Source organism: Trichormus sp. NMC-1, assembly GCF_001858025.1.
GTDB lineage: Bacteria > Cyanobacteriota > Cyanobacteriia > Cyanobacteriales > Nostocaceae > Anabaena.
Map to the genome: position 1 here is coordinate 184315 of NZ_LZQD01000007.1, position 23081 is coordinate 207395.

Sequence of the window (23081 nt, forward strand, 5' to 3'; positions counted from 1 at the left end):
ACCCTGTCCACGGCTATAAAAATATATATAATAAAATGCACAAACCCTAAACAAAGAGCTTGTGCAGTTTATTATATTTTCATTTAACGGGCGAGGAGGGATTCGAACCCCCGACACCGTGGTCCGTAGCCACGTGCTCTAGTCCACTGAGCTACACACCCTTAACCGACTGCATCTAACAATAACACATCTTTCCCAAATGACGCAAGATATTTTTGCAAATTCTGTTAACTTAACTCATCTCGATGATCAAGGAGAGGCGCAAATGGTTGATGTGTCTGACAAAATCCCTACTGTGCGCCAAGCTGTAGCGAAAGCCAGGGTGCGGATGCTACCAGCCACCTTTGCCGTCATTCAAGCCGGAAATGCTCCTAAAGGGGATGTTTTGGGAACTGCTAGGTTAGCGGGGATTATGGCCGCTAAACAGACCTCTAATTTAATTCCCCTCTGTCATCCTTTACCCTTACAAAAAATTACAGTTGAGGTAATACCAGATCCCCAACTACCTGGTTATCAAATTTATGCCACAGTGAAAACGAAAGCTGAAACTGGTGTAGAAATGGAAGCTTTAACTGCGGTTTCTGTGGCGGCGCTGACTTTGTACGATATGGCAAAAGCTTTAGAAAAGTCGATTCAAATTGAATCCATTAGTTTGGTAAGTAAGACTGGTGGAAAATCAGGAGATTATAGCAATTCGGGATTTTAGATTGGGTAATTGGTGATGAGAAAATCTATTACCAATTACCCATGATCTAACCTACTGAATCTCCCCTATAGCTTTGTTAAGTTCGGTTGGATCTTCATATTCTTCATCTTCTGGCAATTGTTCTAGTAATGAAAGCAGCTGCTTGTCGGCTCCTTGCTCTCTAGCGTGTTCAATCAATTCTTCCTTATTAGCAGGATAGTCAACACCTTTCAAATGTTTTTGGAGTTCAACTGGATTTGCTTTAGCCATTTTTATCCACCGCTTTAGGTCATTACCATCTTCACAAGTGGATTGATTAACTCCCTCTATCAAAAAGATGAATAAATGTTAATTCAAAAAAATAAAAATTCATCCAGTTGGTTGATGTAAAAATTTAGGGATAAAAACTGATAGTTCTCTATTTTTTTTGTTTTTTAGGCGGTGCGTTAAAAAATTTCTCATTCATCAACTAGGATTGCTATAGCTGTTGAGACATGAGCATAAAAATTGAGAATATTTGATAATTACAGCGGTTTCCGCTCTTATGAAGTACATCTTAGCCCCCTCATCGCTTGCGGGGAGGGGGTTGGGGGTGGGGTTCTTGTACCTCATAACACTGGGAAGTGCTGTATTTGATAATACAGCAGATTGCAGATCAATGAGGTACAGAATCAAAATTGAAACCTAGACACCAAGCCTGTTTTACTCCTGACTCCTGAACCGATAGCGCAGCGTGGCGTAAGCCATAGGTCTGCGAAGCGTCTCCTGACTCCTGAATTCTGCTGTAAGTAAGTGGGCGTTAAAAAATATAATATAAACCTAACCCCCCAACCCCCTTCCCTACCTCTCCCTGACCCTCTCCTAATTTTTGCTTTCCGTAAGTTCTCAGTGATATTTCTCACCAAGAGATGTTAAAACTATGTCCCCTCAGGGAAATAATGCAGTAGAAGCAGGACTTATATACACATCAACAGGCGGAATTCGTGCTGAGATGTTGCGCTCAGAAATCTATCGTGCTTGGGAAAGATCGCATTTACAAGGGGCTGATAACCGCGCTCTTCAAGCCGAGAAACTATCGAGCTTAGAGACTGAACGTTTAGTAAAGCAACATAGTGATCTGATTAATTTAGCTGCTCCCTACTTCCGAACCTTATCACAGGCTGCTGGAACAGATCGTCATGCAGTGATGTTAAGCGATCGCCAAGCCATTCTACTAGATGTGGTGGGTGACAAGCAAACTGTACAAGCTTCCGAATCATTTCCTACTCCGGGTTCTCTGCTGTCGGAAGCTGTCGCTGGTGCTAATGGTATCGGTACTCCTTTAGCTGAAGAAGATTATGTAGAAATTGTGGCCGCAGAGCATTTTATTCAAGGATTTCATCCTTTTACTTGCCAGGGAATTCCCCTGCGGGACGAAAACCGGGAGATTATTGGTGTATTAAGTATATCCGTCCGTCGTCCAGATGCGGGACAAAGGTTAAAAGAGATATTGCTATGTGCATCTCACGGTATTGAAGCAGAATTATTGATAGGAAATTTAGAAAAAGATATTCGTCGTGTGTTAGCATCAAATCCTGATGATTATCAACCATTAGAAGAACTGCGCCAAGATATCATTCAAGGTCATCAAGCCGCACGGTTAAAACTGGAAATTAGTTCTCGGATGGTAGCTGTTAATCGCTTAGATTATGCAATGCAATTACTGCAACAGGCTGAAAAATCAATTCAAATATTTCGTCATCGTGCTGCAATTTGGCGCAATTTGGCATCATTAGAAATCGGACAAATTCAACCTCTATCACTTACTGATAGTTTGGGCGATTTGGTAGACCTTTTAGCAACTGAGGCTGCTATCCGCAAGGTGGAAATTCTCACTGATTGGACAGAGATAATTACAGTATCAGCAGATATCAGATCGCTGTTACGCAAGCTGCTGCGCTGTTTTCTCAACTCTTTTGAGAATGCAGGTAAAGGTGGCACAGTAAAAGTTATAGTAGAAAAAATGCCCTATTCTGAATTTGCACAAGTTAGTTTTACATCTCTTCCCGTATTAAATACTTCTCAGTCAGAACCAATGACTGAGATGTTTTCTCTACCCATAACCAAGAAAAATTTATGAATAATGAAAATTTAAAAAAGCGCAAAGTTCTGATTGCAGATGATGACCAAGATTGTCGAGAGATGCTCTCTTTGTTGCTGGATCAAGAAGGGTGGGATGTCAGAGCAGCAAAGGATGGTAAAGAAGCTTTAGAAAAAGTAGTTAAGTGTCAACCAGATTTATTGATTTTAGATAATAGAATGCCCGAACTCACAGGAGTTGAAGTTTACCAACACCTTCAGATTCAGGGCATCAATTTAGCTATTATATTCGCTACGGCTTATGGTTATCCAGAGGAATTAGTTTCAACTTTGGGTATTTCCTATTGGGTAACTAAACCCTATGATATTCCCAAGTTACTGGAGACTATGGAGTTGGCTTACGAAAATTCAGCTACTTTAATGTAGGTAATTACCTCAGCAAAATTAATTAGACATTTTGCCGAAAAATAAAAATCTCTGTATTCCCTATTCCCTGCCCTAACTAGATAATTTATTTTGCACGACTACTTATGTAAGCAACTGACACCTAAAACCCTTAAAATGATGAGGGTGTATTAACGTCTGTAACAAATTCACAAATATTTATTATTTATGCCTCCTCGTTGGCCTCGCAAACCTGATCGCAAAGACCCAGATTTTCGCAAATTAGATGACCGGATGAATTTTGCTTTTCATGTAGCTGTTGCTGCTACTGTCAATTCAGGGTTGTGGTTTTTCCACATCTTGAAAGCCACATCCTGGGAGTGGTTAACACCTTTAACGCTAGGTTGGGTAGGTGTAGTACTGCTGCATCTAATTTATATTAGTGCGATCGCTAATTACGACCAAACACCACCCGAATCCACCTAAAGAATGACTGCTGAAGCTGGGGTAATTGTAACCTATGGTAGTAGAGATATTTTAGCTAATTGCGCGATAATGTGAGATAAGCTGAAGGTTCAGGCTATTATTTCCCATTAGGTTATTTCAATGGCTAAAACTAATACCACAGAATTACTAGAAGCCCTAGCATCTGAAATTGGCGAAACTGTCTATATAGATGTTGCTAAGTGGCATCTTTATTTATCTAATGCCAAACTTCATACCATTGTTGCTGAACAGTTATATCCTTTAATTACTTCCAAGACTGTCAATGAAGATAAAGTTATTCAAGTCTTGGAATCTATCCCAGTGAAAATTGGTGGTGGTAGAAAGGAACTAGCTTTAATTGATTTATTACCCTTGCAATGCCAAGTTGCCTTAGTAGATATTTTGGAAAAATACCAAAGAGAAATCTAAACTCTCTCTTCACCTCTTCCTCCTCTTACCTCTGCGCTAACCTCCGCGTACCTCTGCGTTGAAAATTCACACATCAACACTACACAAAATAATTAATGGAGGATTTTGTATATGTTTTTACAACTCAAAGATAGCCATAATTTAGTTAAAATAGTCGATATTCAGGAACTACTTGATCCTAGTAGTGAAATTGTCCACGCCAAAGACCAAGAAGGACAAGAAGAACAGGAAACGGATATTTATCAAAAAGAAGAATTAGTATTTCCCTCTGGGGAGAAACTACCGCGCTGTTGGTTAGATGCCCACTATAGAGAATCTGTAGCAGCTTAATATTAATTACCGCATCATTCAGGAGGGTTTAGCATTGCTAAACCCCTATATTAATTTAATTAGCAGCAGTTTTTTCTTCTAGCTTCACACCTTCAGAACCTTTAGAAAAAGCTTTAGTAATCCAAGATGTGAAAATATGAGAAAGGACACCCATTGGACCTGCAAACAGACACAAAGCTAAAGAGTGAATTGTCCAAATCTTGGTTTTTTGTCCTTCCCAATAAATCCATCTACCTACAAATAAATCCATCACCAAAAAATGAATCCAACCTGTAGCAGCAGCTGTTTCATCACCAAAAAACTTGGCTATATCTGCTAATTGAGGATTTGATAAAGCAGCGGCGTTTTCTGGAGTAATACTGACGACAAATAAATAGGAATATGCACCAGCTAAAACCACAAAAGGTAAATAAGATTCCATTACCTTGCGGGTGACATTCCAGTTAGGTAAGAAAATCATTAACGCCCAAAAAGGCAAAACAAAAAGATTGGCAACATTAAATAAATCTGTGATATTCATAATATTAGGTGACAGTTGACAGGTGAAAGGTGACAGTAATGAGATAAGAGGAAAAATTAATCAAGCTGAAAGATGATTACTACTTACAAACTGACTAATTGAGATTCTATTTCTGAAGATTGTAAATTACGACCGATAAAAACTAAACTGGTTTGTTTTGTTTCTTCTACTTTCCAAGGACGGTCATAAAATTTATCAAATCTATTTCCTACACCTTGCATAACTAACCGCATGGGTTTATTAGCAACAGCCACAAATCCTTTAATGCGGTAAATTTCTTGTTCTTGTGCTAGTTTTTCTAATCTTGCTTGTAGCTTTTCTGGGTCAAATGTCCGGTCTAAAATCACGTGAGTTGAATTAATTTCATCATCATGATCATGGTCTTCTTCTGTGTCGTGATGACTAGGACGTGAATCTAAATTATCTTCAACTGCGGCTGCAAATCCTAATAATATAGATGGGTCTAGTTTACCATAATCACTAGAGACAATTTTCACAACTCTAGGTAATTCATTCTTGACTAATTCTAGGACTTTGGCTTGAGTTTCACTATCAACTAAATCAGTTTTATTCAAAATTACTAAATCAGCACAAGCAAGTTGATCTTCAAACAATTCTTGTAATGGTGTTTCATGTTCTAGACTATCATCTTCTTGACGTTGTGCAGCGATCGCTTCTAAATCACTAGCAAATGTTCCCGCAGCAACCGCAGCACAATCTACAACGGTAATCACTGCATCTACTGTAGCAGCGTTGCGGATTTCTTGCCAACGAAAGGCTTTAATTAAGGGTTTTGGTAAAGCTAAACCAGAGGTTTCAATGATAATATAATCTATACTATCTCGGCGTTTAATTAATTCCCGCATTGTCGGGTAAAATTCTTCTTGAACAGTGCAGCATAAACAGCCGTTTGTCAGTTCAAATATATTAGTATTTTCTGGATTTTCTTCTGTTTCATCTTCGGGGCAAATTTGACAAGATTTCAATAATTCTCCATCTATCCCCAGTTCGCCAAATTCGTTGACTAATACTGCTATGCGTCGTCCTTGGTTGTTTTGGAGTAGGTGACGGATAATGCTGGTTTTACCGCTTCCTAAAAAGCCGGTGATGACTGTAACGGGGATTTTTGTGGCCATGTTTTGTGTGTGGTTTTATTAATTGATTTTACCACAATATCCAGATCCCCTCCAGATCCCCGACTTCTTTTTTCAACTTGTCAATAAATTGTAAATTAATCTCAGAAGTCGGGGATCTTATCCCTTCATATTAGTAATTGTATCTTGTAAAGATTGATTGTTAAGTCTTTGGTTAAGTGTTTCTCCTCTTTGAAGGATGCTTTTTTTGATAATATTCCAATCAGGTTTAATTTGTAATTCTGTTTCCAATAATTGTTTCTCTTCTGGGGATAAACAATGAATAATTTCAACTAATTTTTTCACTAATTCCCTGTTCATAGTTGTGGTTATTGGTAAGGAATAATTGTTGATATTTATTTGATTATAACCTAAGTTGCTTGATTTAACCTCAATTTTACCACAAGATCCAGATCCCCGACTTCTTAGATCAATTTACATTTTATTGACAAGATTAAAAAAGAAGTCGGGGATCTTCTTTATGCTTTATTTTAACAATATCCAATATCTATCATGTTGAAAAATTCCTGCACTACTTCATCAGGATTGTTATAACATCTTTCCGCATCAAATCTTTCTACAACTTTGATACCGTTTTTCTTGAAACTCTGGTCTGTTTCTTCATCCTTAAATCTCTGTTCTGGGGTGTCGTGATGTGGTCCATCAACTTCCAAAATTCCCCATTGACCATTGTAACAAATAAGAAAATCAGGTTCTTTATTTCCTCTTCCACTGACTGTGTTAAGTCGTGCTAAACAATTGGGAAAAAATAAAACTCCAGCGCGTTCTAATGCTTCAGCAATTTTAATTTCTGTTTTTGATTTGAATTTTAATCTTTGCCAATCGTAAATATTTTGGTTGAAAAATTGAACTCCTTGATTATTGATAGTATTATCGACTTGGGGAATATTGCGTAAAATTGAATCATTTCGTTGCCATAATCTGGCAAACTCTCCAGGTTCAAAATTACCATTGTTAGGTATGCGTTTTTTTGTTTCATCGTCATTAACATTAATAATATATACGTATTCACAAATTACTTCATTAATAGGTGTGAAACGTGGCCACGAATTTTCTTCTATGCAAACACCTGTAAAATTTGCCTTATCACAAGTGAACTTGATGTCATAATTGAACATAAAATCGCGTGATATATTAACTAATTCAAGGTTAGCACCGCGCAGGTTAGCTCCGTTCAAATAAACATATCTAAGGTTAGCACCACTTAAATTAGCACCACTCAGGTTAGCCGCTTGCAGTTTAGCGTCACTGAGGTTAGCACCACTTAGATTAGCAAATCTAAGGTCAGCAAATCTAAGGGTAGCAAATCTAAGGTCAGCTTCACTAAGGTCAGCCTTCATGGAGTTAGCCTTACTCAGATCATCAACGTCAACATACATATATTCAAGATTAAATCTTACATTTTGATCTTTATCTCTCCACTGATTCCAAACTTCTACCCCCCGCTTCAGTATTGCTAAATGCTCTGGATTTGCCATAATCTAGTTTTTATACCTAAAATTGCCAATATTCGGATTTTAACCTAATTTCATTAATATCAAATAAAACTCGTTAAAATTTACCGCCAAAAAATCAATTTAGTGTATTTTAAATTTCTCTTGCTGTAATGAGAGCATAATTATAAATTTTGGGACTAATTCTTGTTCCTTTACTGATTAAATCATCTAAAATATCTTTGACATTATCAATCAACCCTTGATCTTTGGCTAAAATAATCACTCCAACTAAACCAATAATTGGCAAACCTCTACTAATAGCAACCTTTCTACCAGCTTTTTCATCAATTAAAAGTTGACCTGCTTTTAATTCTTCTGCTAAAATAATTGCAGAACATTCTCCTAAATCTAAATCTGTTTCTAATTGCAATTGTTCAATCAATTGGGTATTGCTTACAGAAATAACTTCTAACCATAAAGCAGATTTTACAGCAGCAACGGCAGGATGATTACCTGTAGTCAATTCTTCATAGACTTGTTGAGGAATTATTACTTTTCCAAATACCGCATGAAGTAAATCTAATTTACCAACTTTAGAAAGTTCACTTAATGGGGTTGTATCGGAAACAATAATCATAAATTATTACCTTCTAACCTCATTTTTGCCTGATTTACTTCTGCTTGAAATTCCTCTAAACTCATACTATCATCAAAAATAGATATCTCATATTGAGACATTAATTCAATCACATCTAATCGAGATATTCCTAATAATTGACCTGCTTTACCACTGCTAATTTCTCCATGTTTAAGAAGTGTCATAATATAAGCTTCTTTAGCTTTATTTTCTGCTTCTTGTCTGATGGTATCTGTGATGGTATCAATGGGAAGAGTAAATTCTACTTTAGTCATAAGATTACAATTTTCTATTTGTAAGTAGTTCTCATTTTCAAAAAAGTTGATACCATATATAATATCATTTTTCATAAGTAAATTAATGAAATTCGTAAAACAATCTTTAGAATACTATTTAAACCTTAAATATTCCGTCACTCTTTACCCTGACGCAGAACAAGGTGGATATGTAGCAGAAATCAAAGATTTACCTGGATGTCTCACTCAAGGAGAAACCTTAGAAGAGACAATGACAAATATCAATGAAGCGCGGGAATTATGGATTGAAACAGCTTATGAATCGGGTGATAATATTCCTTTACCCAGTGAAAAAGATATCATAAATGATCCACTAGCTGATTTTATTGGGGTAGTAGAAAATGGGAGTTTAGCGCAAAATATAGATCAAGAATTATATGAATAGTCAATTAAAATCAGACAATATACAAACTTTGCTGTTAGTTAGTATATAATTTTAGCCTGATTCACTTTTTAATTTTTTTCTTGTGATTTATTTTCTGGAGAAAAATTTGATACTATCTATAAATAGACTGCAAATCATATTATTATGACTAAAGTAAACCTAGACTTACCCCCAGAAGTATTTTCTGCTCGTCGTCTTTCTCCAGATGATTTTGTGCGCGATATGCGCCTAGCAGCAGCTATATTTTGGTATCAAAAAAATGAAATTTCCCAAGAAAAAGCTGCACAAATAGCCGGGTTAAACCGCCGTGATTTTATTGCTGCCCTTGCCCGTGAACAAATAGATGTGTTTTCTGTAGACTTTGATGATTTACAACAAGAGTTAAATCTTGTCTAAAAAGTTACTAAATGGATCTATTAAGCCAGTAATAAATACCTCACCGTTGATATTTTTGTCAAAAGAATGATCATTCTTTGTAATTTTTCATTCTCAAAAAGCTTAATACTATTATAGGACAGCGACTATAGTTAATCACTGCCCCATAAATGTGTTCTCTATCTAAAGGCTTGCTTACGCAGGAATCAAGACTGTATCAATGATATGAATAACGCCGTTATCAGCAGCAACATCTGGTGTTGCAACATTAGCATTATTGATCTTGACACCATTGGAAGCGTCAATTTTCACATCTGAACCTTGTACAGTAGTAGCTGACTTGAGCTTAACTACATCTGCTGCTAGAACCTTACCTGAAACAACATGATAAGTCAGGATTTTCTTGAGCTTGGGAATGTCTTTCAGTAAAGCATCTACCGTACCTGGTGGAAGTTTAGCAAATGCCTCATCAGTAGGTGCAAAAACTGTAAATGGTCCTGGACCTTTGAGAGTATCAACTAACCCAGCAGCCTGAACCGCAGCAACTAAGGTGTTAAAAGATCCAGCATTTGCAGCAGTATCAACAATATCAGCCATGTTTTTTCACTAATGTCTTTACATTTCTAGACAAATCTAAACTTTTTTATGGTGGATTGTATCTACCCTTAGATATGTACCTAAAATCAACTTGTTGATGACAATATTAAGCCGATAAAATGTAACTTTTTTTATTCACCAAATAGTTGTTCTAAAAACTCAAAAACTATTCTGTATCTGCTTTAGGAACACAAATTAACAATCAAGATTCATGATAGTTAGTGATACTAAATACTTAGTAAAAATACTAAACATACGACTCCTGCTAGTATCTTAGGCAAGAATTTGGGATTTCCTGAGATATAGATATAGCTAAAAGCTATTGTTTATCCTCTTATAAAATCTATATGAGCAGCTACAAGCATCTGTGCTTGTCTTAAAACGTTGCTAAATAAATAAGTCGGAATCTGCCAAGCTGCTACTGTTCTTTCTATCGTAATATCCTGTACGCTAATTGCTATTAATTCATACTCTGATGGTTCTGTTTCAACTCCACTAGACCAAGTAAAAGCTAATAGAAAATCGTCGTATCCAGGTAAGGATGCAACCAAGCACTCTTCTGGTGCTGCTTGGCAATTAATCCCGTGTTCATTTGCAAGTGTTACTAATTTCTGGAACTTCTTGGAATTCATCATTTCTCTTTGCGTTGCATCAACAGCAGCTATAGCAATCCAAATTCAGATATGAGAAAATACGGAAATTAAAAGCACGTATTTATATACTGTAAACGGTTCATAGTTTAACCAAATATGGAACCCCTCTCCAAACCTCTCCCCGTGAACAGGGAGAGGCTTATAACTGAGTCTTTTCATCCATAAAAAGTAAAGTTCCTAACCGTTTTGAGTATAAGTGTTTCGCGTGTCTTCTCTCTCAAGAAGGATTTAAGATAAGCTATATTATCAAATTTTCTTGCGGGGTGTGCAAGAATTTCGTCTGCTGAATGACAAAATTTAGGGGTAACTTCCCTGCGGTTGCTTTCATGCACAGAAAACAATCACAGGGAAATTACCCCTATATAATTCGACATTCGTTAGTAATAGCCGTGACAATGAAAGGCTTTTCAAACTGTCACCTGTAACCTGTCACCTGTCACCTCATTACTCAGCAGTCACCAATTCAGTGCTACCCTTGGTGCGCTTCCGTGTCATGGCGTTATAAACCATGATGCCAATGGCTTTAATTAAGTTACCTTCTAACTCTTGGAACATCTTCATGTTCACGCCAAAAGCGGCATTTGCTTCTTCTGTAATGCGATCGCCTGTAGCATCATCAATAGGCATAGCATCCAAATTTTGACGATACTCGGCTTTAAATGCCTTCTCATCGGTAATATCTGCAAACTCATAAAAAGCAGTCCCTTCCCCTTCACCCAGCTTCATCGCTGTTTGGGCAATACCTTTAAGGATTTGTCCACCCGATAAATCACCTAGATAACGGGTATAAGAATGAGCAATTAATAACTCTGGTTCTGTGGCAGAAATTTCCCGAATCCGGTTTACATAAGCCTCACCCGCAGGAGATAATTTGATTTGTTCCCGCCAGTTGTAACCGTAGTAGTAAGTTAAATCTTGCTCTAAAGTATGTTTGCGGTTGAGTTGGGGAAAATAAATTTTGCCAACAATCGGGTGATTGCGGTGCTTCTCCATCTCCTCTTCCATAGCCGAGTAGATGAAATAAAAGTTAGCAACTAATTTGCGGTAGGAGTTTTTCTCTACTACTCCCTTTAAAAAACACTTGACAAATCCCACATTTTCTGCCATGGTGTGGGCTTTCTTTGTACCTACACGTAATTTGCTTGCTAAATTGCTGCTCATATTAAATTTCTCAACTCTAAAAAAATTAACTGCTGGAGTTTTCTGTACTAACGGCTAAAAAACACCATTAAAACGTTACATTAAAACTATTTGATGAGAATTTATATTAAAATTCTTTAAGATACAGAATATTTGTGTTAGATTATACAGACTTGTGAGAAATTTAGATATATTTTTTTGTCTTTATGATTTAAGCAGCTATGATTTACACAATATTCATCGTTAATGATCTATAACTATATGTAATTTTACGTAATATAGGATCGTTAAACTTAATTGTCATTAAGAAAAGCAATTACAGGCGAACTGTTGAAAAGCAATTTCGTCAGATCAGAATTGTTGAACAAAGTCTAACGTGTTATTCTCCGGTGTGATTGTGTGGAGTGTCTAAAAATATGGTTTCTTCTATAACTCGGACTCAAGGCTGGATTTCTGAGGGTTCTTTTACCAAATCTGAAGAATTGAGAACAGGAATTGAAAATAGTTGTGCGCTTAACTTAATTCCCCTACCTGCAAATCCCTTATTTGGTACAGATGGGATTCGCGGGAAAGTGGGAGAATTGCTGAGTGCGCCCTTAGCGTTGCAAGTGGGTTTTTGGGCGGGTATTGTATTACGCAATCATGGGGCAGAAGTTGGCCCAGTGATTGTAGGACAGGACTCTCGAAACTCCAGCGATATGTTAGCCATGGCCTTGAGTGCAGGTTTAACAGCAGCAGGATTAGAAGTTTGGTATTTAGGGTTATGTCCTACTCCCTGTGTGGCCTATCTTGCCAGCATGAGTGATGCTATCGGTGGGATTATGATTTCTGCCAGCCACAATCCACCAGAAGATAACGGCATTAAACTTTTTGGTGCCAATGGTGCGAAATTGTCCCCAGCATTACAGGCAGAAATTGAAGCAGGACTGCGGGGTAAGATATCACCTGGGGCGGTTGTGGATAAATGCGGACGGCATTATTCACGGACAGAGTTAATAGGGCATTATCGTGAGGCGTTGCAACAACCTTTACACCCGGCGGTGAATCTTCAGGGGATGAAGATTGTTTTAGACTTAGCTTGGGGGGCAGCAGTTGGGTTAGCGCCGTCGGTATTTCAACAAATGGGTGCAGAGGTGATTTGTCTGCATAATCAAGCAGATGGCGATCGCATTAATGTTAACTGCGGTTCCACTCATTTAGATATTCTCCAAGCCACAGTTAAGCAACATCACGCCGATATCGGTTTTGCCTTTGATGGTGATGCTGATCGGGTTTTAGCTGTGGATAATACGGGCAGAGAAATTAATGGTGATTATATTCTTTACCTCTGGGGTTGTCACTTACAACAAAAGCAACAGTTACCAGATAACCTGATTATTTCTACTGTCATGGCTAACTTAGGCTTTGAGAAAGCTTGGCAGCAATTGGGTGGTAAATTAATTCGTACCGCCGTAGGTGATCAGTATGTGCAAGCCGAAATGCTACGGACAGGGGGAATGCTAGGCGGTGAACAATCAGGTCACATTCTCTGCCGTCATTATGGCATTACCGGTGATGGCTTGTTAACAGCTTTGCATATAGCTACTGTGGTCAAAGAAGCAGGTGTTTCATTGAGTGAAATGGTAGATCAAAGCTTTCAAACTTATCCGCAACTATTACGGAATGTGCGAGTCTTAGATCGTGAGCGCCGTTTAGGATGGCAAAATTGTCAACCTGTACAAAATGCGATCGCACAAGCTGAAGCGGCAATGGGTGATAGAGGAAGAATCTTAGTCCGCGCTTCTGGTACAGAACCATTAATCAGAGTCATGGTTGAAGCTGCCAATGCTGAACTTGCTAACCATTGGACAAATGAATTAGTCTCAAAAGTCCAGCAACATTTAGCATAATCAAGTGCTAAGTAAGCGCCTCCGGCAGCCGGGAGTAACTCGAAAAAGTGAGATCATGGTGAAGAGAGCAGGGGAGGCAGGGGAGGCAAGGGACGCAGGGGAGGCAAAACGGTGAATAAACAAGCAATCAAAGATCATAAAGATTTGGGGATTTATAAAATTGCCTTTGAAGCAGCAATGAAAATTTTTGAGCTATCAAAGAAGTTCCCTGTGGAGGAGAGATATTCGTTAACTGATCAAATTCGTAGATCCTCACGTTCTGTTTGTGCTAATTTAGCTGAAGCATGGAGAAAGCGGCGTTATGAAGCAGCATTTATCGCTAAATTAAGTGATTGTGTTCGCGGAGCGTGTCGAAGACAGGCTGAAGCTGCCGAAACTCAAACCTGGATTGAATTTGCTGTCAAATGTAACTACATGGATGTAGAAATAGGAAGAGAAGTTTATGCAAATTACAACCAAGTTTTATCCGGTTTGGTGAATATGATTAATAATCCATCACCTTGGTTGCGAAATCACTAATCCCCCCCCTGCATCCCCTGAATCCCCTGCGCCCCCTGCTGTTTCAGGATCTCACAAAATCGAGTTGCTCCACCGGCAGCCTACGCTAACGTAATTCGTAGTTGCAATCACTGGGGGCTTGTACCCTCCTAATTACGAATTACGAATTACGAATTACGAATTATGAATTACGAATTAGTAATTATTGGTCATGGCAAAAACAAAGCGGAAATCTCAGGGAAAAAAAAAGCAGTCAAAAGCCGAGACTTCCACCCTCAGCCTGAAAGAAGAGTTAGCCCAAAAGCGCAAAGCCGCCCAAGCACGTAAAGAATTTACCAGCTTAATCAGTAAACTTTTAGGAAGCGGTTTATTCCTGGGAATGCTGCTTTTTCTCGTCGGTGGAATTAAAATCGCAATTCCTGGCGTATTAGGCATCGTGGTGATATCCCTTTGCTACAAATATCCCCGCCAAGCTTTATTTGCCTTTGTGATGTACGTACCTTTTGCAGGTACAATTATTTATATGTTGGGTAACAGTCCCATACTCCAATTAGCTAAAGATGCTTTTTATGTGCCAGTAGCGATCGCACTGTGGCAAACTTGCAAAAAACAAAATCAACCCTTCATCGTTCCTAAAGCCATTAAAACCCCACTTTTGATTCTCTTCGGTTGCTCTTTGCTAACCCTGATGTTTATCAATGGTGGACAGCAGTTCAACCCACCTATTAGCAATGTACCCGTGGGAATTCTAACCCCACCTTCTAATGACATACCTCTAGGGGTGGGAATTCTCGGTTTAAAAGTGTTCTTAGGCTATTTACCCTTAATTAGTTGTGTCTATTATTTAATTCGCAATAAGCAAGATTTTATACTGTTATCGCGCCTTCAGATTGTCCTGATACTAATCTGCGGTATCTTGGGAGTTATCCAATATATCCTACTCACAATTGGAGTATGTAAAGGGACTGTGGGTGTGTCAGGAGATGCCTTATTTAAAGCATCCCTAGAAGCTCGTTGCTTTTTTGGTGGAGCATTATTATATACTCCTGAACAGGGGGTAATTCGCTTGCCAGGAACCTTTGTCGCTCCTTGGCAATGGGCATGGTTCTTAATTTCCAGTACCTTTTTTACCTTTGCCACCACTTTTAGTGACAAATCCATTATTTGGCGGTTGGTCAGTTTGGTGGCTTTAGCATTAGTTTTTGTGAACGCCGTTATCTCTGGACAGAGAATTGCCTTAGCTTTAGTACCAACTTGCTTCGTACTTTTGCTATTATTGACTGGTCAAATTGGCAACCTTAAACGGTTTATTCCACTAGTAGGAGGGTTTGCACTGATTTTAGTAATTGCAATGGCAGCTAACCCCGTTGTTGTGCAAGACAGAATGGATAGTTTCGTTAGTCGGTGGAATGCAGCACCACCTCAAGCATTTATTGTTGGCCAATTTGAGGACAGCTGGAAAAATGTTGATACTCCTATCGGTAGTGGCTTAGGTCGAGCCACAAACTCGGCTCGTGTTATGGGTTCAACCAGGTTAGTGGAAACCTACTACCCCAAATTACTCTATGAAGTGGGAATTGTCGGAGTTTTGGCTTTTTTAGGCTTGGTTACTAGTATCACAATTGCGGCTTTTAAGGCACATCGCACCATCAAAAACCGTGACTTACGGACTTATGGCGCAAGTATGTGGGTGTTTATACTGTTTATTAGCTATAATACATATTACTACCCTTTAGATGTCGATCCAGTTGCTGTTTATTATTGGTTGTGTGCGGGAATAGCATTCAAATTGCCAGTAATCGATAAACAAGAAAGCCAAGAAGAAATACCAGGTAACCAAAAAGGTCAGAAAAAACGTTCGTTTAAAAATAATCTCAATAGTCAAGTATGTATCTGATATGAATACTCAAAGTCAAACACAAATAAGCAGATTTCATTGGATTGATAGAACAAAAGGATTAGCAATATTAGGAATTATTTTATTTCATTTTTTTCAAAATTATCCAGAACGTAATCAATTGATTTCTATTTTAGATAGAAATTTCGCCAGAATCGGATATGCTGCCGTCGATATATTTTTTTTAATGGCCGGTTTTAACACCAGCTATGCCTTAGTATCTCGATCAATGAAAGCAGGGAGTGATCAAATCAAAGTCAGATGGAAATCATGGTTGGGAAAAAGATTATTTAGGCTTTATCCATCTTATTGGTTAGCTGTAATATTAACTTGCTTACTTTATTATTTTTTTGGTAGGTTTCAAATTACTTCAACACCAAACTTTATTTTATCGGTTCTCGGTTTAGCAGGTGTCCATACACAAGCAATTAACCCAGGCTTCTGGTTTTTTACTGTAATTCTCGAAGCTTATCTTGTAACACCTTTGATATTTATAATTTGCAAAAATAAACGCCTAGAGATTTTATGGACTGGAATTATCGCAGCTACTCTTACTAAAATCCTTGCTTTCTACTTCCTGTTAGAAAATAATACGGCTAGTTACTTATTTTTCTTGCAAAATAATTTTCTGGGTAGCTATATATTTCAGTTTTTTCTGGGTTTGTATTGGGGATTTATTTATGCTGAACATCATGAATTTAGGAAAATAGATTTTCAGGTATCTAGCATTGTTTTTGCTTTAGGTTTGATGCTCTATGGTTTTTTGGTGATCAAAGGTATAAATATTATATATATGCTAGGTTTCGATATGCTATTTACTCCCTTCTTCTTTTTGGGTATAAAAGCAATATTATGGAAATTAGAAAAAATAGTCAGCTTAAAATGGATTCTCAGTTTTCTTTCAATTTCAGGAATTTATTCTTACCAAATTTATCTCATTCATCAACCGTTATACTTTGTACTTCTACCTAAATTAACTAAAAGCATACAGATAAATAGTTATTTGACCATATTATTTTCTTTATTTATATCTCTAACTTTACTAACAATATATATTTTTATGTTTACTAAATTAGAAAAAATTCTTATGCAAAAACTAGAACGTGTTTACAAATAAATTAATGTTGGAAATAAAAATGCTAACTTTAAACAAGTTTAATTAATACCATCTAAATCATCAAAACTTATGGATAATTTACCTCTTATTTCAGTTGTTATTCCCACATATCGACGAGAGAAACTGCTCCGGGATAGTATTGTCGATGTTTTAAAGCAAGACTATCCACATTTTGAAGTTTTAGTAGTAGACCAAACCCAAACTCACGAACCAGAAACTCAAGCTTTTTTGGAGGAAATGTCAGCAGCAGGTAAAATTAAATTGTTGCGTTTGGATTGGGCTAGTTTACCAGGAGCGCGAAATTATGCGGTGAGAAGATCACAGGGTGAAATCATCTTATTTATTGATGATGATGTAGTTTTAAATCCTGGATTTTTAACGGCTCATGTCAACAATTATTTGCAAAATCCAGAGATAGGGGCGGTTGCGGGGCGGGTTTTTGACAGGATGAAATTAGGTGACTCTGGGGGAGAATTGGAGATTGAATATCTACCCCCAGAAGCAATGGACCCTGGTATTGCTTGGTATCACATTGATTTAGTCCATACTACCAAACCTCAACAGGTACTGACAGCACGGGGTTGTAATATGTCTTTTCGTAGCGAAATTTTTACTAAGTATGGGCTGAAGTTTGATGAGCGGTTTCGCGGTAGTGCGGTGCGGGAAGAATCAGATTTCTGTTTGCGGGTCAGAAAAACTGGGTATAAAATTTGGTATGACCCAGCGGCGCATTTGGTACATTTAGGGGAAGAAACGGGAGGCTGTCATGATATTAGTATGCGATCGCTAAATTATCAAATCACTTTCTATCACAACCATTTTTTACTGGGGTTGAAAAATCTCACTTTTACCCAGGCTTTACGTCTCTATGGACGTTTGTTTGATTGTCACGTTCTGGGGAATCCACCTTGTTATAAAAGCGGTTCTCCGATTAAAGTTGCAACTCGTGGGGTTTTCTATGTTTTGGGTTTTCTGAAAGCTGTGGGTAGTATGATTCAATCACTCTGGAATGATGGACAAATTTACAGTCGTTTAGATCAACAGATTTAGATTTTTCTAACTCTACAATTAAAACATCTTTCTTGTGGGGTGGGCATCTTGCCCGCCAGAAGAATATGGATTAAATGAACCGCGAAGACGCGAAGGACGCGAAGAAAGATGGAAGAAGGAGGAAGATCAATGTTATTCTGCTGGGGAAGGATTAGGTTTTTCTTTATTTCAATGTTGTCAATTATATTCAAAATTTATTATGAGAATTTTAGTTGCTAGTCATACCTATATTGTAGATTTGAATTGCGAAAAGTTACGCGCTTTATCACGACTACAACCGGGAATTGAAGTTACTGTTGTAGTTCCTAAATGTTGGAAACCAGGAGGGGTGCAAAACAAAATTATTGAATCTAAATATCGTGATGAAGGTGCATTTAAAATAGTACCTGTATCTAATTTTAGTCAAAATCATCAAGGACTTCTGACTTTTGGTGCTGATTTGATAACTTTGTTGCGAAAATTTCGCCCCCAAATTATTCATGTAGAACAAGGTTCTAGGGGTTTGGCTTATACACAAATGATTGTCTTAAATCAGCTATTAGGACTTAAAGCTAAAAATGTATTTTTTACTTGGTGGAATTTACCTTATGAATTAAAATTACCCGTTGCTTTATTAGAAAAATATAATCTTAACAACAGTCACGGTATTATTTCTGGTAATCAAGATGGTGCGGAAATTTTACGTCAACGAGGATATAATGGCACCATTAAAGTTATGCCACAATTAGGTGTAGATGAAACTCTTTTTACTCCTCAACTTCAGCCAGAATTAGCCGCTAAATTAGGTATCAATGAAGGAGATTTTGTTGTTGGGTTTGTGGGCAGATTTGTACCAGAAAAAGGTTTATTAACTCTCTTGCAATCATTGATATCTTTAAAAGATCAACCTTGGAAATTACTTCTATTAGGACGAGGAGATTTAAAAGATGAATTAATTAAAATCTCAGCAGAAAATAATATTCAAGATAGACTAATTATGGTAGAAAGTGTTCCCCATGATGAAGTCGCTAAATATATCAATTTAATGAGTACTTTAGTTTTGCCTTCAGAAACAACTTACAAGTTTAAAACTCTCACTGCTGTAGGTTGGAAGGAACAATTTGGTCATGTTTTAATTGAAGCTATGGCTTGTAAAGTTCCTGTAATTGGTTCTGACTCTGGGGAAATTCCTTATGTAATCGGTGATGCTGGTTTAATCTTTCCTGAAGGTGATTCTCAAGCTTTAGCTAATTGTTTGTTGCAATTAATGGAAAAACCTGATTTGGCTGAAAGTTTGGGTGCTTTGGGTTATGAAAAAGCCATGTTTCAATATACAAATAAGGCTTTAGCACAGCAACAGTTTGAGTTTTACAGCAGAATTCAGGAGTCAGGAGTAAAAGCATAGAAAATGAAAATATTACATATTGTTCCCTCGATTTCTTTAATTTATGGTGGTCCTAGTCAAATGGTATTAGGGTTAGCCCCAGCGTTGGCTGCATCAGGTGAAGAGGTTACAATCATCACAACAGATAGTAATGGCGATTCTGGTCAAAAAGCTCTTGACGTGCCTTTAAATCGCCCTATAAAGCAAGATGGTTATGAAATCATTTACTTTCGTTGTGCGCCATTTCGCAGATATAAGTTTTCTCTGGATTTATTAAAATGGTTAATAAGTCACGCTAACGAGTTTGATATTGCCCATATTCATGCTTTATTTTCTCCTGTTAGTAGTGCGTCAGCAGTAATTTGTCGTCAACAAAATTTACCTTATATTTTACGTCCTTTAGGAACTCTTGATCCTGCTGATTTACAAAAGAAAAAACAATTAAAACAGCTTTATGTTGAATTGATAGAACGTCGTAATTTAGCGGGTGCAGCAGCAGTTCATTTTACTAGTGAACAAGAAGCGAAAATATCAGCAAGATTTGGCGTACAAACAAAAGATTTAGTGATTCCTTTGGGTGTTATTCCGCCGCCAATAAATACCGAGGAGGTGTGGAGTAAGCTTGGTATTCCTAGTGATAAACCTGTGGTTTTATTTATGTCCCGCATTGACCCCAAAAAGGGTTTAGATTTATTACTTCCCGCATTAGAAAAATTATTAAATGATGGTTTGCAATTTCACTTTGTTTTAGCGGGAACAAATCCCCAAGATCCAAATTATGAAGCTAAAATTCAATCGCAAATTGAAAATTCACCATTAAAGGCACACACAACAATTACAGGTTTTGTCACTGGAAAAGTCAAAACTACTTTATTAAAAGCTGCGAATTTATTTGTTTTACCTTCTTACTATGAAAATTTTGGAATTGCGGTAGCTGAAGCAATGGTAGCGGGAACACCTGTGGTAATCTCTGACCAAGTGCATATATATCAGCAGGTGATCGATAGTGAGTCTGGTTGGGTGGGGAAAACTCATGTAAAATCACTGGTGGAGTTGTTAAAAGCAGCCTTGTTAAATCCCCAAGAATGCCAGAGACGGGGGGTAAATGCCCAAAAATACGCTTTACAAAATTTTAGCTGGGATGCGATCGCACAGCAAATGATTCAAGCCTATCAAGAAATTGTGGTGTGTCAAAAAAATCCCCAAACTTAAAATTTTGTTACAAACCTCGACAGCCCGATGGGATAATCGGTGTTTTATGGCATTATTTCAAAGTAGAATATATATGTTTTTCTAACTACAGGGAATCTTGCATGACTCTCCGTCTTGGTGATACAGTACCCAACTTTACTCAAGCCTCAACACACGGTGATATTGATTTTTACGCATGGGCAGGTGATAGCTGGGTAGTGCTATTCTCCCACCCTGCTGACTTTACACCAGTTTGCACCACTGAATTAGGTACAGTAGCTAAACTGAAACCAGAATTTGATAAACGCAACGTAAAAGCGATCGCACTCAGCGTCGATGATGTAGACTCCCATAATGGCTGGGTGGGAGATATTGAAGAAACCCAAGGAACCGCCCTCAACTACCCCATTCTCGCAGACGCAGACAAAAAGGTTTCCGACCTTTATGACATGATTCACCCCAACGCAGCTGCAAACATCACAGTGCGTTCCGTCTTCGTTATTGACCCCAACAAAAAACTGCGTCTTAGCTTTACCTACCCCCCCAGCACCGGACGCAACTTTGATGAACTATTGCGAGTAATTGACTCTCTGCAATTAACTGATCATTACAGCGTTGCTACTCCCGCTGACTGGAAAGATGGAGAAGACTGCGTAATTGTTCCATCATTAAAAGATCCCGAAATCCTCAAAGAGAAATTCCCCAAAGGTTACAAAGAAATCAAACCTTATTTACGCATGACACCCCAACCTAACAAATAATTTCCAGTAACATCAACATTCTTCGTAGGGTGGGTTAGCGACAGCGTAACCCACCATTTTTTATATATAGCGATTTTCATCAGAAAACCTGTAGGAACGGGCTTTCCGCACCCTCAATTGTCTCGATTGTATTGCATCTCACCGAGAACCGCTATATAGTCACAAACCTTTCGTAGCGATATAATAAAGTCATTTAGGTAAGCAAATATGGAGGAAATCACCATGCTATCATCCCCCTTAATATTGCAAATGCCGTCATCAATGACAGACGAACAATTTTTTGAATTCTGTCAGGTAAACCGTGACTTACGCATTGAAAGAAATAGATTTGGAGAAATATCAATTATGTCACCGACAGGTTCAGAAACAGGAAATCGAGAAGGTAATATATTTGGACAATTGTGGGTATGGTCAGAAAAAGATGGTACAGGTATCACTTTTACTTCCAGCACAGGTTTTAAACTCTCCACAGGTGCAGAACGTTCTCCTGATGCTGCTTGGATAAAATTAGCAAGATGGAATACACTCACACCAGAACAACAAAAAAAGTTTGCACCCATATGTCCTGATTTTGTCATCGAATTAAGATCAGCTTCTGATAACCTGCAACCGTTAAAAGACAAAATGACCGAATATATGCAGGAACCAGGAATACAATTAGGCTTATTAATTGATCGCAAAAATCGCCAAGTTTATATTTATCGTCCTGGACAAACAGAAGAATGTTTAGAAAATCCTGATACTGTTAGCTGTGATCCTATTTTACCTGGATTTGTTTTGAATATGAGTAAAATTTGGTAAATATAAAATTCATAATAATTCATCAAGGATAAAAAACTATGCAATCTCCTCTAAATTTCCTTAGCGTTCAAGAATACTTTGAAGCCGAGAAATCCAGCGATATTCGTCATGAATACATAGCCGGACAAGTCTTTGCAATGGCAGGTGCTAGTGAAGAACACAACCTCATTGCTACTAACATTATTGCCATCTTACGTCCTCATTTGCGTGGAAGTTCTTGTCGTGCTTTCGTGTCAGACATGAAAGTTAACGTCCAAGTAAAAAACGCCGACATATTTTATTATCCTGATATTTTAGTTACCTGCGACACCGAAGATAAAGAAAGGTATTTTAAAACTCGTCCTAATCTAATTATAGAAGTATTATCTGACTCAACTGCAACCACAGATAAACGAGAAAAACGCATCAATTATCAAACCCTAGATAGCTTGCAAGAATATGTGTTAATTTACCAAAATCAAATCAAAGTAGAAGTTTATCGTCGAGAAATTTCAGGAAATTGGTCAATGGTAGTTTTGGGTAAAGATGATAAATTGCGTTTAGATTCTGTTGGGTTAAATTTAACAATGGAAGATATTTATGAAGATGTTAATATAATTCGTAATTAGATAAAATTTATGAGTTAATATGGGTAGGGGTTTAGCATTGCTAAACCCCTACAAACATGAAATATATACATGATTTTAATATACATTTGATTAATCAATATTTCCTATTTTAGCTTTTTCCACTTTCTCAATTTGCTTGGGTGCTTCCATTTCGTTGAATAGTCGGATAGCTTCGTTAAAGTTGCTGTTGCTGTTTTCGGTTTCCCCCATTTTTTGATATGTTAAACCTAGTTGGTAGTATGCTTCTGCTAAATCACATTTAGCACCGATTTCATCTAATATTTCGATTGATTGTAAATGATGGGAAAGTGCTATTCATG

At 37.6% G+C, this 23081-nt stretch carries 29 protein-coding genes and 1 tRNA gene; 18 read left to right on the top strand and 12 right to left on the bottom strand.

What is annotated here, in order from left to right; all coding sequences use genetic code 11:
• Positions 1–87: 87 nt before the first annotated feature.
• Positions 88–161, bottom strand: a tRNA-Arg gene (locus tag A9Y75_RS20510).
• Positions 162–199: 38 nt separating this feature from the next.
• On the opposite strand from A9Y75_RS20510, the gene moaC reads away from it, so the two are divergent.
• Positions 200–706, top strand: coding sequence for a cyclic pyranopterin monophosphate synthase MoaC (moaC, locus tag A9Y75_RS20515; RefSeq protein WP_071191384.1), 507 nt, complete (start codon positions 200–202; stop codon positions 704–706).
• Between the two features lie 51 nt (positions 707–757).
• On the opposite strand, the gene A9Y75_RS20520 is transcribed toward moaC, so the two are convergent.
• Positions 758–955 carry a DUF2795 domain-containing protein gene (locus A9Y75_RS20520; RefSeq protein ID WP_071191385.1) on the bottom strand — a complete coding sequence of 66 codons (198 nt, stop codon included), beginning with the start codon at positions 953–955 and terminating at the stop codon, positions 758–760.
• Positions 956–1604: 649 nt separating this feature from the next.
• Between A9Y75_RS20520 and A9Y75_RS20525 the strand changes: the two genes are divergently transcribed.
• From A9Y75_RS20525 to A9Y75_RS20545, 5 genes are all read left to right on the top strand, one after another.
• Positions 1605–2804 (top strand): GAF domain-containing protein, encoded by a 1200-nt coding sequence (locus tag A9Y75_RS20525; RefSeq protein WP_071191386.1) that lies wholly within the window; start codon positions 1605–1607, stop codon positions 2802–2804.
• Positions 2801–3190 carry a response regulator gene (locus A9Y75_RS20530; RefSeq protein ID WP_071191387.1) on the top strand — a complete coding sequence of 130 codons (390 nt, stop codon included), beginning with the start codon at positions 2801–2803 and terminating at the stop codon, positions 3188–3190. The genes A9Y75_RS20525 and A9Y75_RS20530 overlap by 4 nt, the downstream gene beginning before the upstream one ends.
• Positions 3191–3376: 186 nt before the next feature.
• Entirely contained in the window at positions 3377–3634 is a 258-nt protein-coding gene (locus A9Y75_RS20535) for a hypothetical protein (protein WP_071191388.1), read from the top strand.
• Positions 3635–3754: 120 nt separating this feature from the next.
• Entirely contained in the window at positions 3755–4063 is a 309-nt protein-coding gene (locus A9Y75_RS20540; protein WP_071191389.1) for a DUF3181 family protein, read from the top strand.
• A gap of 111 nt (positions 4064–4174) precedes the next feature.
• Complete coding sequence (locus A9Y75_RS20545) at positions 4175–4393, top strand: acetyltransferase (protein WP_071191390.1); 219 nt, start codon at positions 4175–4177, stop codon at positions 4391–4393.
• Positions 4394–4448: 55 nt separating this feature from the next.
• Here the strand turns inward: A9Y75_RS20545 and A9Y75_RS20550 are convergent, their stop codons facing one another.
• From A9Y75_RS20550 to A9Y75_RS20575, 6 genes are all read right to left on the bottom strand, one after another.
• On the bottom strand, positions 4449–4913 hold the full coding sequence (locus A9Y75_RS20550; protein ID WP_071191391.1) for an ABA4-like family protein: 465 nt from the start codon (positions 4911–4913) through the stop codon (positions 4449–4451).
• Between the two features lie 83 nt (positions 4914–4996).
• Positions 4997–6049, bottom strand: a complete 1053-nt coding sequence (cobW, locus tag A9Y75_RS20555) for a cobalamin biosynthesis protein CobW (protein WP_071191392.1) — start codon at positions 6047–6049, stop codon at positions 4997–4999.
• A gap of 117 nt (positions 6050–6166) precedes the next feature.
• Positions 6167–6367, bottom strand: coding sequence for a hypothetical protein (locus A9Y75_RS20560; protein ID WP_071191393.1), 201 nt, complete (start codon positions 6365–6367; stop codon positions 6167–6169).
• 170 nt (positions 6368–6537) lie between these two features.
• The gene (locus A9Y75_RS29830) at positions 6538–7545 is read right to left on the bottom strand and encodes a pentapeptide repeat-containing protein (protein ID WP_236721482.1); all 1008 of its coding nucleotides are present in this window, start codon (positions 7543–7545) and stop codon (positions 6538–6540) included.
• Between the two features lie 109 nt (positions 7546–7654).
• Positions 7655–8140: a DUF3368 domain-containing protein gene (locus tag A9Y75_RS20570; protein WP_071191394.1), complete on the bottom strand. Its 486-nt coding sequence runs from the start codon at positions 8138–8140 to the stop codon at positions 7655–7657.
• Positions 8137–8415 (bottom strand): UPF0175 family protein, encoded by a 279-nt coding sequence (locus tag A9Y75_RS20575; protein ID WP_071191471.1) that lies wholly within the window; start codon positions 8413–8415, stop codon positions 8137–8139. The genes A9Y75_RS20570 and A9Y75_RS20575 overlap by 4 nt, the downstream gene beginning before the upstream one ends.
• Before the next feature lie 85 nt (positions 8416–8500).
• On the opposite strand from A9Y75_RS20575, the gene A9Y75_RS20580 reads away from it, so the two are divergent.
• Both A9Y75_RS20580 and A9Y75_RS20585 read left to right on the top strand, forming a co-directional pair.
• Complete coding sequence (locus tag A9Y75_RS20580) at positions 8501–8821, top strand: type II toxin-antitoxin system HicB family antitoxin (protein WP_071191395.1); 321 nt, start codon at positions 8501–8503, stop codon at positions 8819–8821.
• Positions 8822–8965: 144 nt separating this feature from the next.
• Positions 8966–9217 carry a UPF0175 family protein gene (locus A9Y75_RS20585; protein ID WP_071191396.1) on the top strand — a complete coding sequence of 84 codons (252 nt, stop codon included), beginning with the start codon at positions 8966–8968 and terminating at the stop codon, positions 9215–9217.
• Between the two features lie 174 nt (positions 9218–9391).
• Here the strand turns inward: A9Y75_RS20585 and A9Y75_RS20590 are convergent, their stop codons facing one another.
• From A9Y75_RS20590 to A9Y75_RS20600, 3 genes are all read right to left on the bottom strand, one after another.
• Complete coding sequence (locus A9Y75_RS20590; RefSeq protein WP_071191397.1) at positions 9392–9793, bottom strand: fasciclin domain-containing protein; 402 nt, start codon at positions 9791–9793, stop codon at positions 9392–9394.
• A 326-nt stretch (positions 9794–10119) separates the two neighbouring features.
• Positions 10120–10425: a hypothetical protein gene (locus A9Y75_RS20595; protein ID WP_236721483.1), complete on the bottom strand. Its 306-nt coding sequence runs from the start codon at positions 10423–10425 to the stop codon at positions 10120–10122.
• Between the two features lie 465 nt (positions 10426–10890).
• Positions 10891–11607, bottom strand: a complete 717-nt coding sequence (locus A9Y75_RS20600) for a heme oxygenase (biliverdin-producing) (protein WP_071191399.1) — start codon at positions 11605–11607, stop codon at positions 10891–10893.
• 395 nt (positions 11608–12002) lie between these two features.
• Between A9Y75_RS20600 and glmM the strand changes: the two genes are divergently transcribed.
• From glmM to A9Y75_RS20650, 10 genes are all read left to right on the top strand, one after another.
• Positions 12003–13475 (top strand): phosphoglucosamine mutase, encoded by a 1473-nt coding sequence (gene glmM, locus A9Y75_RS20605; protein WP_071191400.1) that lies wholly within the window; start codon positions 12003–12005, stop codon positions 13473–13475.
• A 111-nt stretch (positions 13476–13586) separates the two neighbouring features.
• Complete coding sequence (locus tag A9Y75_RS20610) at positions 13587–13994, top strand: four helix bundle protein (protein ID WP_071191401.1); 408 nt, start codon at positions 13587–13589, stop codon at positions 13992–13994.
• Positions 13995–14184: 190 nt separating this feature from the next.
• On the top strand, positions 14185–15870 hold the full coding sequence (gene hpsL / locus A9Y75_RS20615) for a hormogonium polysaccharide biosynthesis protein HpsL (RefSeq protein ID WP_071191402.1): 1686 nt from the start codon (positions 14185–14187) through the stop codon (positions 15868–15870).
• A 1-nt stretch (position 15871) separates the two neighbouring features.
• Positions 15872–16987 (top strand): acyltransferase, encoded by a 1116-nt coding sequence (locus tag A9Y75_RS20620; RefSeq protein ID WP_071191403.1) that lies wholly within the window; start codon positions 15872–15874, stop codon positions 16985–16987.
• A gap of 69 nt (positions 16988–17056) precedes the next feature.
• A complete protein-coding gene (hpsN, locus tag A9Y75_RS20625) occupies positions 17057–18037 on the top strand; it encodes a hormogonium polysaccharide biosynthesis glycosyltransferase HpsN (protein ID WP_071191404.1) in 981 nt (326 codons plus the stop codon).
• 199 nt (positions 18038–18236) lie between these two features.
• A complete protein-coding gene (hpsO, locus tag A9Y75_RS20630) occupies positions 18237–19421 on the top strand; it encodes a hormogonium polysaccharide biosynthesis glycosyltransferase HpsO (protein ID WP_071191472.1) in 1185 nt (394 codons plus the stop codon).
• Between the two features lie 3 nt (positions 19422–19424).
• Positions 19425–20612, top strand: a complete 1188-nt coding sequence (hpsP, locus tag A9Y75_RS20635; protein WP_071191405.1) for a hormogonium polysaccharide biosynthesis glycosyltransferase HpsP — start codon at positions 19425–19427, stop codon at positions 20610–20612.
• Positions 20613–20713: 101 nt separating this feature from the next.
• On the top strand, positions 20714–21352 hold the full coding sequence (locus A9Y75_RS20640; protein ID WP_071191406.1) for a peroxiredoxin: 639 nt from the start codon (positions 20714–20716) through the stop codon (positions 21350–21352).
• Between the two features lie 222 nt (positions 21353–21574).
• The gene (locus A9Y75_RS20645; RefSeq protein ID WP_071191473.1) at positions 21575–22153 is read left to right on the top strand and encodes a Uma2 family endonuclease; all 579 of its coding nucleotides are present in this window, start codon (positions 21575–21577) and stop codon (positions 22151–22153) included.
• 38 nt (positions 22154–22191) lie between these two features.
• Positions 22192–22761: a Uma2 family endonuclease gene (locus A9Y75_RS20650; RefSeq protein WP_071191407.1), complete on the top strand. Its 570-nt coding sequence runs from the start codon at positions 22192–22194 to the stop codon at positions 22759–22761.
• A gap of 90 nt (positions 22762–22851) precedes the next feature.
• Here the strand turns inward: A9Y75_RS20650 and A9Y75_RS29835 are convergent, their stop codons facing one another.
• Entirely contained in the window at positions 22852–23076 is a 225-nt protein-coding gene (locus tag A9Y75_RS29835; RefSeq protein WP_143046466.1) for a hypothetical protein, read from the bottom strand.
• Positions 23077–23081 lie beyond the last annotated feature (5 nt).

Coding starts and splice junctions, on each gene's coding strand:
- A9Y75_RS20595 (WP_236721483.1), bottom strand. CDS start 10,425: ATGAATTCCAAGAAGTTCCAGAAATTAGTAACACTTGCAAATGAACAC.
- A9Y75_RS20540 (WP_071191389.1), top strand. CDS start 3,755: ATGGCTAAAACTAATACCACAGAATTACTAGAAGCCCTAGCATCTGAA.
- A9Y75_RS20620 (WP_071191403.1), top strand. CDS start 15,872: ATGAATACTCAAAGTCAAACACAAATAAGCAGATTTCATTGGATTGAT.
- A9Y75_RS20570 (WP_071191394.1), bottom strand. CDS start 8,140: ATGATTATTGTTTCCGATACAACCCCATTAAGTGAACTTTCTAAAGTT.
- cobW (WP_071191392.1), bottom strand. CDS start 6,049: ATGGCCACAAAAATCCCCGTTACAGTCATCACCGGCTTTTTAGGAAGC.
- A9Y75_RS20580 (WP_071191395.1), top strand. CDS start 8,501: ATGAAATTCGTAAAACAATCTTTAGAATACTATTTAAACCTTAAATAT.
- moaC (WP_071191384.1), top strand. CDS start 200: ATGACGCAAGATATTTTTGCAAATTCTGTTAACTTAACTCATCTCGAT.
- glmM (WP_071191400.1), top strand. CDS start 12,003: ATGGTTTCTTCTATAACTCGGACTCAAGGCTGGATTTCTGAGGGTTCT.
- A9Y75_RS20530 (WP_071191387.1), top strand. CDS start 2,801: ATGAATAATGAAAATTTAAAAAAGCGCAAAGTTCTGATTGCAGATGAT.
- hpsN (WP_071191404.1), top strand. CDS start 17,057: ATGGATAATTTACCTCTTATTTCAGTTGTTATTCCCACATATCGACGA.
- hpsP (WP_071191405.1), top strand. CDS start 19,425: ATGAAAATATTACATATTGTTCCCTCGATTTCTTTAATTTATGGTGGT.
- A9Y75_RS20545 (WP_071191390.1), top strand. CDS start 4,175: ATGTTTTTACAACTCAAAGATAGCCATAATTTAGTTAAAATAGTCGAT.
- hpsO (WP_071191472.1), top strand. CDS start 18,237: ATGAGAATTTTAGTTGCTAGTCATACCTATATTGTAGATTTGAATTGC.
- A9Y75_RS20600 (WP_071191399.1), bottom strand. CDS start 11,607: ATGAGCAGCAATTTAGCAAGCAAATTACGTGTAGGTACAAAGAAAGCC.
- A9Y75_RS20650 (WP_071191407.1), top strand. CDS start 22,192: ATGCAATCTCCTCTAAATTTCCTTAGCGTTCAAGAATACTTTGAAGCC.
- A9Y75_RS20560 (WP_071191393.1), bottom strand. CDS start 6,367: ATGAACAGGGAATTAGTGAAAAAATTAGTTGAAATTATTCATTGTTTA.
- A9Y75_RS20645 (WP_071191473.1), top strand. CDS start 21,575: ATGCTATCATCCCCCTTAATATTGCAAATGCCGTCATCAATGACAGAC.
- A9Y75_RS20590 (WP_071191397.1), bottom strand. CDS start 9,793: ATGGCTGATATTGTTGATACTGCTGCAAATGCTGGATCTTTTAACACC.
- A9Y75_RS20525 (WP_071191386.1), top strand. CDS start 1,605: ATGTCCCCTCAGGGAAATAATGCAGTAGAAGCAGGACTTATATACACA.
- A9Y75_RS20585 (WP_071191396.1), top strand. CDS start 8,966: ATGACTAAAGTAAACCTAGACTTACCCCCAGAAGTATTTTCTGCTCGT.
- A9Y75_RS20535 (WP_071191388.1), top strand. CDS start 3,377: ATGCCTCCTCGTTGGCCTCGCAAACCTGATCGCAAAGACCCAGATTTT.
- A9Y75_RS20575 (WP_071191471.1), bottom strand. CDS start 8,415: ATGACTAAAGTAGAATTTACTCTTCCCATTGATACCATCACAGATACC.
- A9Y75_RS20550 (WP_071191391.1), bottom strand. CDS start 4,913: ATGAATATCACAGATTTATTTAATGTTGCCAATCTTTTTGTTTTGCCT.
- A9Y75_RS20640 (WP_071191406.1), top strand. CDS start 20,714: ATGACTCTCCGTCTTGGTGATACAGTACCCAACTTTACTCAAGCCTCA.
- A9Y75_RS20520 (WP_071191385.1), bottom strand. CDS start 955: ATGGCTAAAGCAAATCCAGTTGAACTCCAAAAACATTTGAAAGGTGTT.
- A9Y75_RS29830 (WP_236721482.1), bottom strand. CDS start 7,545: ATGGCAAATCCAGAGCATTTAGCAATACTGAAGCGGGGGGTAGAAGTT.
- hpsL (WP_071191402.1), top strand. CDS start 14,185: ATGGCAAAAACAAAGCGGAAATCTCAGGGAAAAAAAAAGCAGTCAAAA.